We start from the raw sequence: 12,517 nt of genomic DNA on the forward strand, positions 1-12,517 counted from the left end.
TTTAACTAGAAAGACTGTATGGCAACTATTCTGAAACATCCTTTTAGTAATATTCTAGATAATCTAGATGGTTTCTATATCGAGATTGATGAAACTCATCAAAGGGCCGATATAGTCCTTAAAAGACCACCATTTAATGTCATTCAAATGCCTCAGCGCGATCAATTGCGAGCTGCATTTGAAGCGCTTGACGCTGATGATCGCGTTCGCATCATTGTGTTGCGAGCAGAAGGGGAGCATTTTTCAAGTGGCGGCGACATTAAGGGCTTTTTAGAGGCTACGCCTGAACATGTTTCTAAATTGGCTTGGAATATTGCAGCTCCAGCTAGATGTACAAAGCCAGTGATTGCTGCTAATCATGGCTATTGTTTTGGTGTCGGCTTTGAAATATCGCTCGCATGTGATTTTCGGATTGCTGCCGAATCCACTTTATATGCATTACCAGAGCAAAAATTAGGCCAGATTCCCGGCTCAGGCGGATCAGCTCGTTTACAGAAAATGGTCGGCATTACAAGAACCAAAGACATAGTGATGCGATCTAGGCGTATTAAGGGTCAGCAGGCATATGAATGGGGAGTGGCTACGGAGTGCGTTCCAGATGCAGAGCTTGCAAATGCAGTTGCCAAGTTAGTCGAGGAATTACGGGCATTTTCACCAATGGCACAGAGAACGGCAAAGAAAATGCTCAACGAAACTGAAGATTGTTTGTTAACTACTGCAATTGAGGTTGAGGGTCATTGTTATAGCCGTTTACGCAATTCAGAAGATTTTAAAGAAGGGGTTGAGGCTTTTCATGGAAAGCGCCAACCTAATTTTGTTGGGCGTTAATTTTTTACAGGAGACGTAAATGATGAAAAAGCAATTTAAAACAAAGCAAATCGCTATTGCAGTCGCATTGAGCTTAGGCGCTTCATTAGCTTTAGCACAATCCGGTCCAATTAAAATCGGTGTAGTCACGCCTCTCTCGGGAACATACACCCCAATTGGTGAGCAAGTAAAAATGGGTTTAGATTTAGCGGCTAAGGAAATTAATGCTGCAGGCGGCATAAATGGACGCAAGATTGATCTAATTTATGAAGACGAGGAAGCAAATCCAGCAGTTGCGACCCAAAAGGCGGAGAAACTTTTTCAGGTAGAAAAGGTTGAGTTTTTAACGGGAACAGTTAATTCGGGATCAACTCTGGCAGTTGGACAGTTAGCTGAGCGAAACAACAAACTCATCGCCACTACAGTTTCATTTGCCGACTCTATTACTGGCGATAAGTGCTCTCCGAACGTATTCCGCGTTAATGCGCGTGCTGGAATGCAGTCGGCTGCCTTGGCTGCTTGGGTCGACAAAGAGATCCCTAAGGCAAATATTTTCTTTATTGGTCCCGATTATGAAATGGGACGTAGTACAGTGTCCGCATTCAAAAAGGCATCCACCGAGAAGGGCGCTAAAGATGTTGGTGAGGTATTTGCTCCATTGGATAACAAAGATTACTCACCTTATTTTGGCCAAGTGAGAGCTGCTAAGCCAAATGTCATTTATACATCGGTGGCCGGTAATGATACGGTTCGATTATTTAGTCAAATGGATGAGTATGGCGTAAATAAGGGTGTCACGATTGTAGGCGCATCAGGCACTGTGACCTCACAAAATATGGGCGCAATTGGAAAGTCTGCGAACGGCTTTGTAACGGGTGTTGGCTATTCGCCTAAATTAGATAATCCAGCCAATAAAAAGTTTGTTGCAGATTTTCAAAAGGCCTATAACAAGCTACCAGATCTTTATGGCGCAGATTCTTATGGACTCTTATATTTTTATAAGGCCGCTGTAGAGAAAGCAAAGTCTACTGAGACAGATAAAGTCAGAACTGCGATGAACGATCTTAGCTGGCAGACACCACAAGGCACGAAAAAGATGCGTGCAGGGGATCATCAGGCTATGCAGGATATGTTTGCAGTGCGCGTCGAGAACGGTGAGTTCAATATCGTAGGACGTGTTCCATCCGATCAAGCTATTGGCCCTGATGTTTGTACGCGTTTTTAATAAATCAGTGACTATCCCTGCGCCCTTCAAACTGGCGTAGGGATTTAATGAGATCTGATTTTAATTAAAGGAATGCTTTTCCCATGCTAGAAAGCTTGCAATATATTTATACGCCCCAAATAGTCAATGGACTCTCAATTGGCGTCGCTGTTATCTTGATGGCCTTAGGTCTGACTATTATCTTTGGTTTGCTTGATGTCATCAACATGTCGCATGGTGAGTTTTATGCGGCCGGTGCATTTATCAGCGTGAGCTTGATGGCAATGGGTATTTCTTTTTGGCTTTGCTTATTCATCGTACCCATTCTATTGATACCAATTGGTTTTGCGATGGAGAGGTTATTGATTCAAAAAGTCTTTCATTACAAAGATCGTCATATTCTGACTTTATTGCTGACCTTTGGTCTTGCTATGGTATTAGAGGATGGTTACAAAATTATTTGGGGTGCTAACCCAATCAAACCTAGCGCCCCAATATCTGGTGCAAGCGAATTGTTAGGGGTGATGTTTCCAAACTATCGATTATTTTTGATGGGCTTTGGTGCAGTACTCATTTTTGCTGTTTGGATGCTCATTTATAAAACACAGTTGGGTGCAATTGTCAGGGCTGCCGCATATGACAAAGACATGAGTTCTTCATTAGGTATACCAGTTATGCGAGTCTATGCGCTTACATTTGCATTTGGAGTTGCTCTAGCGGGTTTAGCGGGCGTATTACTTGCCCCAATTTATTCTGTATTTCCGACCATGGGTCGGGATTTCATCTTGCTGGCATTTAGTGTTGTGATTGTTGGTGGGTTAGGTAGCATCAAAGGCGCTGTGATTGCCGGACTTTTATTGACTCAGTTGCAATCCCTTTCTTCTTTATATATATCACCTGTTTGGTCTGATCCGCTCGTATTTACCGTCATGGTATTGGTCTTAATGTTTAAGCCTAGCGGCTTGTATGGGGGCATGAAAAATGCTTAATCCGCAAGCAAAGGCAATTCGTTGCATTGAATGGCTTTTACTATTTTCGTCTCTCATTTTGTTTGTAGTCGGAACCGTATTGGGTGACACCTTTTTTCTGAGGCTGGCAACAGAAGCATTAATTTTTGGTGGTTTGGCGATGTCTGTTGATCTCTTGCTTGGAATTGTTGGCTTGCTATCTCTTGGCCAAGCCCTGTATTTTGGTTTCGGCGCTTATTTATCTGCGTTGGTTCTCAAGCAGATTGCTCCATCATTCTCATTAGCAATTGGTATTGTAGTTTTGTGTTCCACATTGCTTGGATGGGTTGCTAGTTTTATTGCCTTAAGGTCAAAAGGGGTCTACTTTGCTCTGATTACTTTTGGATTGGCGCAGGTAGCAGCCAAAGTTGTCTACAACACGAGAAGTCTTGGCGCTTCAGATGGCATGATGGGAGTGCCAATCTTAAGTATTTGGACCCCATTTGGTTTGCTCGACACTGCCAATCCAGGAACTTTTTTTATTATTACCTTGCTTACTATTGGCGCTCTTTATGCCGTCTTGAAGTATTTTTTAACTACTCCGATGGGTTCTCTATGGCATGCCATACGTTCGAATGAAGATCGTTTGGCATATGTTGGATTCAAATCCAAAGGCCCAAAACAAGTTGCTTTTGTTTTGGCTACAGTAGTTGCAGCAGTCTCTGGAGCACTTTATCCCATGCTCAGGGGCTTTGTTTCCCCTGAGTTAATGTTTTTTAGCGTTTCTGGCAATGCAGTAGTGACGGTAGTTCTAGGTGGTGTCGGCACTTTAATAGGCCCAATCATGGGCAGTGTTTTATTAACGTCTTTTAAATCCATTATTGGCACATGGACTGCGCACCATCACATTGTGATTGGGTTGATTTTTGTCGTCATTGTGATTTCAGCCCCCAAAGGACTTGCAGGTCTACTCACAAAATATTTTGGCAAAGGAGGGTCTAATGAATAAGGCCGAAGTTATTCTCAAAGCCATTAATTTAAGTAAGCGATTTGGAGGCTTAGCAGCCGTTGATGATGTTAGTTTTGAAGTAACCCCTTTTGGTGTAACTTCCATTATTGGCCCAAATGGCGCTGGTAAAAGCACATTATTTAATTTACTCAGCGGAACATTCAAACCAGACTCTGGATCAGTTTTATTGAATGATCAAAATGTTACGCGTATGAGTCCAGAGGAGCGCTTGTTTTCAGGCATGGCCAGATCTTTTCAGATTACCAATCTCTTTTTTGATCTTACGGTCATCGACAATCTTCGTCTAGCTAGTCAGGCACTTCAGTCTCGATCCTATCTATATTTACCATTAAATAAATGTGAAATTGCTTTAGCAAGGGCCGATGAATTATTAGTAGAGTTTGGTCTGCTTGAATCTCGAAATCAACTGGCTGGTGCTCTGTCGCATGGCCAACAAAGACGGCTAGAAATTGCAGTAACTCTTGCCACGAGACCAAAGCTTTTACTGCTAGATGAGCCGACTCAAGGGATGTCTCAAGGGGACACGCAAGAAACAGCTGAGCTTATCAAAAAGTTAGGATCAAAAATTACGGTTTTACTCATTGAGCATGATGTTGACCTGGTAATGGATTTATCGAAGGCAGTTATTGTGATGGCTCAAGGCAAAAAATTGGCAGAGGGTAGTCCTCAGGAGGTTCGCTCTAACCCGCTTGTACAGGCAGCATACTTTGGTGAGGAGGCGGCATGATCTTAGAAATGCGGGACGTTCATGTCAAGCTCGGTTTATCTCACGTATTACAAGGAGTTAATCTTTCAATTAAGCCTGGAGAGACAGTTGGTCTATTTGGTAGAAATGGTGTTGGCAAGACAACTATAGTGAAAACAATTGCTGGCTGGCATAAACCCTCATCTGGTGATATACGTTTTGAAAACTTATCCATTAATAGTCTTCCTCCTAACGACATCACTAGACTTGGCATTGGCTTAGTTCCTGAGGATCGCAGGATATTTCCTGGCCTGAGTGTTGAGGGTAATCTCATGCTTGGCCTGATGCAGGTTCCTCCATCAGGACGTGAGAAGGCGAAAGAGCGTCTTGAGTCGGTCTTAAAAAGGTTCCCGCGATTGGGAGAGAGGCGCTCTCAACCTGGTAACACCTTATCTGGAGGCGAGCAGCAGATGCTGGCAATGGGCAGAGTGCTGGTTGGTAACCCCAAATTACTGCTTATTGATGAGCCCACTGAAGGTCTTGCGCCCATGATTGTTGCTGAAATCTTTAGATTAATGGAGGAGCTCAAAGCTCAAGGGGTTGCTATTCTATTGATTGAGCAAAATATTCATAAAGCGATTCACTTATGCGATAGACATTATGTTATCGAACGCGGGAAAGTGGTTTTAGAGGGAAGTTCTCAGGATGCTGAAGAGCGAGCAGAGTTAATGAAGCGTGTTAGTGTTTGATAAGTTATTGGAGAAGCAAATGAAGGTTAACAGAATAAGCATCATCCTTGCTGTAATAGCTAGCGTTTTCATTGGCGCTATTGGATCGGCATCGGCACAAGCCCCGACTTCTTATCCTGATAAACCAATTACGATTGTTGTCCCTTATCCACCGGGTGGATTTAATGACACACTGGGCAGAATAGTTGGAAAAAAGCTCTCTGATGTCTGGAATGTGAATGTAGTGGTAGAAAATAAGCCTGGTGCAGGCACCACTATTGGTAGTAATTTTGTAGCCAGATCCTCTCCTGATGGATACACGATCCTTGTTGCGCAATTCCCTTTTGCAGCAAACCCCTATTTATATAAATCTTTGCCCTATGACACTTTAAAGGCCTTTACTCCAGTTGTATTGGCGGGCAGGTCTCCAATGGTTTTGGTTGTGAACTCCAATTCACCAATTAAAACGATGAGTGAATTCTTAGCCTTGGCAAAATCAAAGCCGGGTTTTGTAAATTACGGCTCTTCAGGTCCAGGCTCATCAAATCATTTGTCTATGGTTTTGTTTGAGATGATGGCCGGAGTTAGCTTAAATCAAGTGCCCTATAAGGGCAGCACTCCCTTGTTGACTGATTTGGCTGGTGGACAGGTTGAAGTGGCCTTTGATGCCTATCCTCATGTGCGACCATTTTTGCAGTCGGGAAAAATTAGACCAATTGCAATTGCAACCGAATCTAGATCAAGTCTCATGCCAGATATCCCAACAGTCAGTGAATCTGGAGTGAAGAATTACGAGTCTTCATCTTGGCATGGATTTGTTGTGCCTGCTGGTACGCCTCGACCAATAGTTGATAAGTTAAACAAACAGATCAATATGATTTTGAAGGATGATGACATTAGAAGAACATTTTCCGAGCAAGGTGTTGTACCCGATGGTGGCACTACGGCTCAGTTTGATGTCTTTATTCGCAAGCAGATGGAAATCTGGAAAAAAGTAGTTGCACAAGCTGGGATTACTCCAGAGTAGTTTTTTTACTAGGATGCCTTGAGATGAATAAATACAAGCAACTGCGTTCTTGGTTAGCGCATTTGGCTGAGACAAATCGCTTAGTGGCTACACATGAGAATGTGTCGCTACGTCATCAACTTGCTGCAATTGCAAAGAAGCTTGATGGAAAGAGTGCAACACTTTTTCCGAATCCTGATGGACATCACATTCCAGTGGTATCGGGTTTTATGTCATCTAGGTCTTGGATCGCTGAGGCAATGGGTATTGATGAAGCAAAGTTGCTTGATGAGTTTCGTAAGGCTGCCGATAATCCAATAGCCTGTAAGTTGGTAGAGAATGCCCCCTGTCAAGAGGTAAGGCACCAAGATTTCGATATGCGCACCTTATTGCCTGTTCCCACACATAGTGAACATGATAGTGGTCCCTACATCACTGCAGGATTGGTGATCGCTAGAAATCCTAAAACAGGAATTCAAAACGTATCTATCAATCGAATTCAAGTAAATTCTAAAGATCACATGGCTGTGTTGATATTACCGAGACATCTCCACGCATTTCAACAGGCTGCCGAAGAGCTGAATCAACCACTGCCAGTAGCAGTAGTCATTGGCGTTGATCCCCTAACGTTGCTGGCATCGCAGGCTATAGCGCCAATTGACTTTGATGAGCTAGAAATTGCTGGAGCATTGCATGGAGAGGCGTTAAATGTAGTGCGCTGCATAAGCAATGAAGTCAGAGTACCAGCAGATGCTGAAATAGTTATAGAGGGACATATTCCCCCTAAGTTAAGAGAGCTTGAGGGCCCCTTCGGAGAGTATCCAAAATACTATAGCTCCCAGGAAAAGCGTCAAGTGATTGTGGTGGATATGGTCACGCACAGAAAATCTCCTATCTTTCATACGATAGTTCCAGCGGAGTTGGAGCACTTATTACTTGGCTCTATTCCAAGGGAGGCAACGATCCTGTCTTATTTGCGCAGAAGTTTTCCTGGGGTCTTGGATGTCCATTTGTCTCTTGGTGGGGTGGGTAGATATCATCTTTATGTACAAATTAAGAAAACGCATGAAGGGATTCCTAAAAATGTGATTGCTGGAGCTTTTAGCTCTCACTATGATGTAAAGCATGTGGTTGTCGTTGATGAAGATGTTGATGTGCATGATCCATCTCAAGTTGAGTGGGCCATCGCAACCCGTTTTCAAGCTAAGCGCGATCTGGTGATGATTGAGGATGCACAGGGTTCTGTTCTTGATCCATCCACCACAGTAAGTCTTCCTGTTGATCAAAATGGTGTTATTCCTGCCCGCTATCAAGGGATGAGCTCAAAACTTGGATTTGATGCAACCAAGCCGCTTGTATATGAGGGTCACGTTTTCACTAAGATCAAAATTCCCGGTGAAGATGAAGTGGATTTAGATGTCGTTTTAGATCGTCAATTTCCTATCTCTTCGATCCTCAAGCTGAATTAATTAGGACTCTTCATGAATAAACGGTTAATTGTGGCCATTACCGGAGCATCCGGGACAATCTATGGAATTCGAATTCTGGAGGCTTTGAGAGAAATCGGTGTTGAGTCTCATTTAGTGATGAGTGACTCAGCTAAGCTAACCATGTCTGCAGAAACCAATTACAAACCTGCCCAAGTTGAAGCCTTGGCTGATGTTGTGCATTCAGCAAAAAATGTAGGAGCCTCAATTTCCTCGGGTTCATTCAAAAGTTTGGGAATGGTCATTGCCCCATGCTCTATTCGCACCCTGTCCGAGATTGCAACTGGGGTAACAAGTAGTTTGGTATCTAGGGCTGCAGATGTTGTGCTTAAAGAGCGGCGCCGCTTAGTCTTGATGGTAAGAGAGACGCCGTTGCATGCTGGACATTTGCGCTCTATGTCTCAAGTTACAGAATGTGGTGCAATCATCATGCCTCCCGTACCCGCATTTTATGCCATGCCAAAATCACTCGATGAGATGGTAAATCATACGGTTGGAAGATGTTTAGATTTGTTTGAGCTTGATAATCAACTGGTAACAAGATGGTCCGGCATGGAAGCCAATAAATGATTATTTACGTTTATTACAAAATAATTCCTTCTGCTTTCCCCGAGCTTGCCGTTCACGTTAGGTCCATTCAATCGCAATTGACGACCGAGTTCACTTCATTAACCTGTGATCTATTAAAGCGGCCTCAGCCGGATGAGGAGGGTAGGGAAACTTGGATGGAGGTCTATGATTTAGGTGCGCTGAGCCAACTTAACTTCCTGAAGCGTTTATCGGAGCTGGTTGAGCAGCAAGGTTTACCCCTTCCGAGGCGGAATGAATCTTTTGTTCCAATTTAATAAGTAAACAAAAAGCCCCGAGAGATCGGGGCTTTTGCATTAACGGGTTAGGGGATAATTATTTTTTCTTAGAGGCTTTCGTTGCAGCGCCAGCAGTCTTTGCTACAGCATCAGCTGCTGTATTCATATTCGTTTGCGCAACATCAACAGCATGCTTGACAGCTTTTTGGCTAGTCTCAAAAACATTGTTGGCAGAAGCAATTGCATGCTTAAGTGCTTGAACGGCAGCATCAGAACCAGCAGGCGCATTCTTGGTCCACTCTTCCACCAAGGCATTCATTTTCTTTTGGCCGGCAGCAAACTCTTTCTCGGCGGACTTGGTAAAGCTGTCCTGAGTTTCGTGGGCTAGCTCATACAAATGGCGGCTGTAAGAAATAATCTTCTCTGCAATTGGCTGAACGGTCTCTGCTTGGTGGGCGAGAAGTTGTTGAATATCTTTTACTTCCAATGCTTTCTTGGCATTGTTCACGCTGTCGCTCAAACTTTGTTTAGCAATGGCTAAATTGAGCTCCACTAATTTCTCAATACTTTGGAGTGCTTGATTAGTCAGACCACTCAAAGTTTCTAAATTGGCTTTTTGAGCGGCTGCGATTTGTTCTGGCGTTAGGTTCATCTCAATCCCTTTCTGTGGGTTCGCTGTGTTCACTATGATCTCGCTGACCCTCAAGGTCAATGGATGATTCATGCATCATTATATGGTTTGTATATTGCAACGCAACATGAGCATTAACCATTGGGCTAATTATGAAGAATGCAGGTGAGTCTTCAAAAAAGCCTAAAATCAGAGATTAATAAAAAATCTCAATATTTTCAGTAAGTTATCCATGAAGCTAGGCTTAGACGACGTAATTGCACCCGTATTTGTATTGATTTGGAGTACAGGATTTGTAATTGCGCGCATGGCGATGCCTTATGTAGAGCCTGCCACTTTTCTGTTCTGGCGCTTTGCTGGCGTAGTTGCTGCGATGGCTGCGCTCAGTCTCGTGTGGCGCATCACTTGGCCTAGTTGGTCACAAATTAAGCATATTGCTGTGGCTGGCATGCTGCTGCAATTTGGTTACCTTTTGGGTGTTTGGTTTGCGGTCCGCCTAGGAATGACTGCTGGATTGGTAGCCATTATTGTTGGTCTGCAACCAATTCTGACGGCTTGGTTTGCCGCTTGGATTTCAGAGAAAGTCACATCACGCCAATGGATAGGCCTCTGTTTTGGTTTTGCAGGTGTTGCTCTGGTGGTTGTTGAAAAGATTGGTTTTGCTCATATTCCTCTTGCTAGCTACGCTCTGGCATTCGTTGGCTTACTTTCTATTACCTTTGGGACGCTATACCAAAAGAAATTTTGCCCTGTATTTGATCTGCGCGCCGGCTCAGCGATTCAGTTTAGTGTTTCAGCTGTACTGTGTTTCTTCTGCATGTATTTCTTTGAAACTGGCGTCATGTTTTGGAATGCATCCGTAGTGGGTGCCTTGTTATGGGCTATTTTCCCAATATCAATCGGCTCAATCAGTTTGCTTTTCATGATGATCCGCAAAGGTGCTGCGACAAAAGTAACAAGCTTGCTGTATCTCACTCCACCGACAACAGCTTTAATGGCTTGGCTCTTATTTGATGAGCCATTTACGCTCATGATGGCTTTAGGTCTATGTTTGACAATGACGGGGGTGATGCTGGTGAATGCTCGGCAGGCAAATACTGTAGCCACCATTGCGGAGTAGGCGGGTAAAAAGTGGGATGGTTTAACCAAGATGGGGCGTAGAAATCCAGTCCTCCTTTGGAAATTAATTATCATTCCGTATGTTGAAAGTTTTGGAAGGTATTTTTGGATGCGTTTGAATCGTTTTTGGCTCATTGCCGTAACCTTGGTTTTTGCCTGCGGCGCACTTCAAATTGCACCGTCAATAGCCGCCAGCAAAGATAAAGAAAAGCAAACCAAAACGACTAAGGTGGTTGTTAAGTCTGCCAAGAAACCCAAAACTGTTCGCGTCACAGTTACCCGTTCTGCAGGTCCAGTAGTCGCAGCGCCTCCATCGTTGGCAACTGCACTTGGATTACGTGGCCAACATGATGACTTGAGTCTGAAGTCCAGTGTGGCGATGGTTGTTAATCAAGATACCAAAGAAGTCTACTTCGAAAAAAATCCAACAGTCAGCTTGCCAATTGCATCCATTACAAAGTTGATGACGGCAATGGTGGTGTTAGATTCCAAATTACCTCTTGATGAAACCCTCGTTATTAATGCAGATGATGTGCATATCTATCGCACCTCACGTCTAGCGGGTGGAACAGTATTAACTCGGCAGGAGGCATTGTTATTAGCGTTGATGTCCTCTGAGAACCGTGCTGCATATACCTTAGGCAGAAATTACCCAGGCGGTGTTCCGGCATTTGTGGATGCTATGAATCGCAAAGCAAAAGAGTTGAATATGGATCATTCGCATTTTGCTGATCCAACAGGTTTGCTCAGTGATAACGTCGCTACTGCTGAAGATTTGACCCGCATGCTCAGCGCCGCATACCAATACAAGCTCATTCGTGAGTACTCAACTTGGCCAGATTTAACTATGGTCATTGCTAAGCGACCACAAAAATTCTTAAACACTAATCGTTTGGTACGTTCAGGTGATATGGATATTGGCTTACAAAAAACCGGCTTTATTAATGCGGCTGGAAAATGTTTGGTGATGCAAGCGCGTGTAAACAATACGCCACTATTGCTCGTCTTCTTAGACTCAGTTGGAACACAGTCTCGTTTTGCAGATGCAGTGCGTGTGCGTGATTGGTATGAGCGCATGCCGCCAGGCGCGCAACCGATTCGTCGCTTAATGTAGCTTTCTTGAGTTAGGCGGTAGTGCCTGGCTCAGCAGACTTGGGCTTGTAGCCCATTCCTTTGGAGATCTGCAGGGCCGTATCTTGTAATGATCTCAGCCAATCTGCCTGAATACGATCTGTTGGAGCGCTCAGCGATAGACCTGCTACCAGTTTGCCAGTGTCGTCTAAGATGGCAGCGGCTAAACAGCTCACTCCAAGCTCTAGTTCTTCATCATCCCGTGCACTGCCGACTCTACGAACGTGATTCAATTCAGACTCTAACTTCGCTAAGTCAGTAATGCTGTTTCGGGTATGGCCAGAGAGGCCCGTACGGGTAACGTAGGCACGCACTTGATTGGCATCATCACTGGCTAGGAATAATTTGCCAACAGAGGTGAGGTGCAAGGGTGCACGACCACCGATCGCGCGAACCACTTGCATGCCGGAACGTTCGCTATAGGCACGATCGATATACACAATCTCATCACCCTGGCGTACTGAAAGATTAACCGTCTCGCCAGTGATTTTGTGTAGGGTGCGCATGGGGACTTGAGCTGCTTCTCGAACAGATAGTCGTGCTTTAACTAAGTTACCTAGCTCTAAGAGCTTCAATCCGAGTCGATAGGTACCGCCATCGCCACGCTCAACCAATCGGCAGGCAACCATGTCATTCAGAATGCGGTGAGCAGTAGAGGGGTGAAGGCCTGTTTCTTCAGCCAGATTCTTGAGACTGCTGGATTCTTCGTGGATCGCTAGTGCATCGAGCAAGTTCATCATGCGCTCCACCACTTGAATTGCTGTTTTAGCAACTTCCCCGGTATTTTTAGAGGTTTTGACAGTTTTGCTTGTGCTCATACCTCATATTGTAGCGATTTCAGGTCATATTGCATATTATGAAATGCGATTTTAAAAAGGATTTGAGCAATTACCCCTGCTTAGGGCATTCCAAGGCCTACATGAAGTGGAAAAGACT

14 protein-coding genes are annotated in these 12,517 nt (G+C 44.2%); 12 read left to right on the top strand and 2 right to left on the bottom strand.

Annotated features, from left to right (window positions below; all coding sequences use genetic code 11):
* Positions 1 to 18: 18 nt before the first annotated feature.
* From FD968_RS04135 to FD968_RS10610, 10 genes are all read left to right on the top strand, one after another.
* Entirely contained in the window at positions 19 to 828 is an 810-nt protein-coding gene (locus FD968_RS04135) for an enoyl-CoA hydratase/isomerase family protein (RefSeq protein ID WP_215367508.1), read from the top strand.
* A 19-nt stretch (positions 829 to 847) separates the two neighbouring features.
* Positions 848 to 2,032, top strand: a complete 1,185-nt coding sequence (locus FD968_RS04140) for an ABC transporter substrate-binding protein (RefSeq protein WP_251367635.1) — start codon at positions 848 to 850, stop codon at positions 2,030 to 2,032.
* Positions 2,033 to 2,115: 83 nt separating this feature from the next.
* Positions 2,116 to 3,000, top strand: coding sequence for a branched-chain amino acid ABC transporter permease (locus tag FD968_RS04145; protein ID WP_215367509.1), 885 nt, complete (start codon positions 2,116 to 2,118; stop codon positions 2,998 to 3,000).
* Positions 2,993 to 3,967, top strand: a complete 975-nt coding sequence (locus tag FD968_RS04150) for a branched-chain amino acid ABC transporter permease (RefSeq protein WP_215367510.1) — start codon at positions 2,993 to 2,995, stop codon at positions 3,965 to 3,967. Before FD968_RS04145 ends, FD968_RS04150 begins: the two co-directional genes overlap by 8 nt.
* Positions 3,960 to 4,715, top strand: a complete 756-nt coding sequence (locus FD968_RS04155) for an ABC transporter ATP-binding protein (RefSeq protein ID WP_215367511.1) — start codon at positions 3,960 to 3,962, stop codon at positions 4,713 to 4,715. The genes FD968_RS04150 and FD968_RS04155 overlap by 8 nt, the downstream gene beginning before the upstream one ends.
* Positions 4,712 to 5,422, top strand: a complete 711-nt coding sequence (locus FD968_RS04160) for an ABC transporter ATP-binding protein (RefSeq protein WP_215367512.1) — start codon at positions 4,712 to 4,714, stop codon at positions 5,420 to 5,422. The genes FD968_RS04155 and FD968_RS04160 overlap by 4 nt, the downstream gene beginning before the upstream one ends.
* 19 nt (positions 5,423 to 5,441) lie before the next feature.
* Positions 5,442 to 6,428, top strand: coding sequence for a tripartite tricarboxylate transporter substrate binding protein (locus tag FD968_RS04165; protein WP_215367513.1), 987 nt, complete (start codon positions 5,442 to 5,444; stop codon positions 6,426 to 6,428).
* A 23-nt stretch (positions 6,429 to 6,451) separates the two neighbouring features.
* Complete coding sequence (locus FD968_RS04170; protein WP_215367514.1) at positions 6,452 to 7,876, top strand: UbiD family decarboxylase; 1,425 nt, start codon at positions 6,452 to 6,454, stop codon at positions 7,874 to 7,876.
* Between the two features lie 12 nt (positions 7,877 to 7,888).
* Positions 7,889 to 8,464 (top strand): UbiX family flavin prenyltransferase, encoded by a 576-nt coding sequence (locus tag FD968_RS04175; RefSeq protein WP_215367515.1) that lies wholly within the window; start codon positions 7,889 to 7,891, stop codon positions 8,462 to 8,464.
* A complete protein-coding gene (locus FD968_RS10610; RefSeq protein ID WP_215367516.1) occupies positions 8,461 to 8,739 on the top strand; it encodes a DUF4936 family protein in 279 nt (92 codons plus the stop codon). Before FD968_RS04175 ends, FD968_RS10610 begins: the two co-directional genes overlap by 4 nt.
* A 58-nt stretch (positions 8,740 to 8,797) precedes the next feature.
* On the opposite strand, the gene FD968_RS04185 is transcribed toward FD968_RS10610, so the two are convergent.
* Entirely contained in the window at positions 8,798 to 9,352 is a 555-nt protein-coding gene (locus FD968_RS04185) for a phasin family protein (RefSeq protein WP_215367517.1), read from the bottom strand.
* 211 nt (positions 9,353 to 9,563) lie between these two features.
* Between FD968_RS04185 and FD968_RS04190 the strand changes: the two genes are divergently transcribed.
* Together FD968_RS04190 and FD968_RS04195 are read left to right on the top strand one after the other, a co-directional pair.
* Positions 9,564 to 10,451, top strand: coding sequence for a DMT family transporter (locus tag FD968_RS04190; protein ID WP_215367518.1), 888 nt, complete (start codon positions 9,564 to 9,566; stop codon positions 10,449 to 10,451).
* A gap of 108 nt (positions 10,452 to 10,559) precedes the next feature.
* Positions 10,560 to 11,564 carry a serine hydrolase gene (locus FD968_RS04195; RefSeq protein ID WP_215367519.1) on the top strand — a complete coding sequence of 335 codons (1,005 nt, stop codon included), beginning with the start codon at positions 10,560 to 10,562 and terminating at the stop codon, positions 11,562 to 11,564.
* A 10-nt stretch (positions 11,565 to 11,574) separates the two neighbouring features.
* Here the strand turns inward: FD968_RS04195 and FD968_RS04200 are convergent, their stop codons facing one another.
* Positions 11,575 to 12,399: an IclR family transcriptional regulator gene (locus tag FD968_RS04200; RefSeq protein WP_215367520.1), complete on the bottom strand. Its 825-nt coding sequence runs from the start codon at positions 12,397 to 12,399 to the stop codon at positions 11,575 to 11,577.
* Between the last annotated feature and the right edge of the window lie 118 nt (positions 12,400 to 12,517).

Origin of the sequence: Polynucleobacter sp. AP-Titi-500A-B4 (assembly GCF_018688095.1) — a bacterium.
GTDB lineage: Bacteria > Pseudomonadota > Gammaproteobacteria > Burkholderiales > Burkholderiaceae > Polynucleobacter.

Excerpts from the sequence above, each read along its gene's own strand:
- FD968_RS04135 (WP_215367508.1), top strand. The coding sequence starts at position 19 with ATGGCAACTATTCTGAAACATCCTTTTAGTAATATTCTAGATAATCTA.
- FD968_RS10610 (WP_215367516.1), top strand. The coding sequence starts at position 8,461 with ATGATTATTTACGTTTATTACAAAATAATTCCTTCTGCTTTCCCCGAG.
- FD968_RS04175 (WP_215367515.1), top strand. The coding sequence starts at position 7,889 with ATGAATAAACGGTTAATTGTGGCCATTACCGGAGCATCCGGGACAATC.
- FD968_RS04190 (WP_215367518.1), top strand. The coding sequence starts at position 9,564 with ATGAAGCTAGGCTTAGACGACGTAATTGCACCCGTATTTGTATTGATT.
- FD968_RS04160 (WP_215367512.1), top strand. The coding sequence starts at position 4,712 with ATGATCTTAGAAATGCGGGACGTTCATGTCAAGCTCGGTTTATCTCAC.
- FD968_RS04195 (WP_215367519.1), top strand. The coding sequence starts at position 10,560 with ATGCGTTTGAATCGTTTTTGGCTCATTGCCGTAACCTTGGTTTTTGCC.
- FD968_RS04170 (WP_215367514.1), top strand. The coding sequence starts at position 6,452 with ATGAATAAATACAAGCAACTGCGTTCTTGGTTAGCGCATTTGGCTGAG.
- FD968_RS04185 (WP_215367517.1), bottom strand. The coding sequence starts at position 9,352 with ATGAACCTAACGCCAGAACAAATCGCAGCCGCTCAAAAAGCCAATTTA.
- FD968_RS04155 (WP_215367511.1), top strand. The coding sequence starts at position 3,960 with ATGAATAAGGCCGAAGTTATTCTCAAAGCCATTAATTTAAGTAAGCGA.
- FD968_RS04145 (WP_215367509.1), top strand. The coding sequence starts at position 2,116 with ATGCTAGAAAGCTTGCAATATATTTATACGCCCCAAATAGTCAATGGA.
- FD968_RS04200 (WP_215367520.1), bottom strand. The coding sequence starts at position 12,399 with ATGAGCACAAGCAAAACTGTCAAAACCTCTAAAAATACCGGGGAAGTT.
- FD968_RS04165 (WP_215367513.1), top strand. The coding sequence starts at position 5,442 with ATGAAGGTTAACAGAATAAGCATCATCCTTGCTGTAATAGCTAGCGTT.
- FD968_RS04150 (WP_215367510.1), top strand. The coding sequence starts at position 2,993 with ATGCTTAATCCGCAAGCAAAGGCAATTCGTTGCATTGAATGGCTTTTA.
- FD968_RS04140 (WP_251367635.1), top strand. The coding sequence starts at position 848 with ATGATGAAAAAGCAATTTAAAACAAAGCAAATCGCTATTGCAGTCGCA.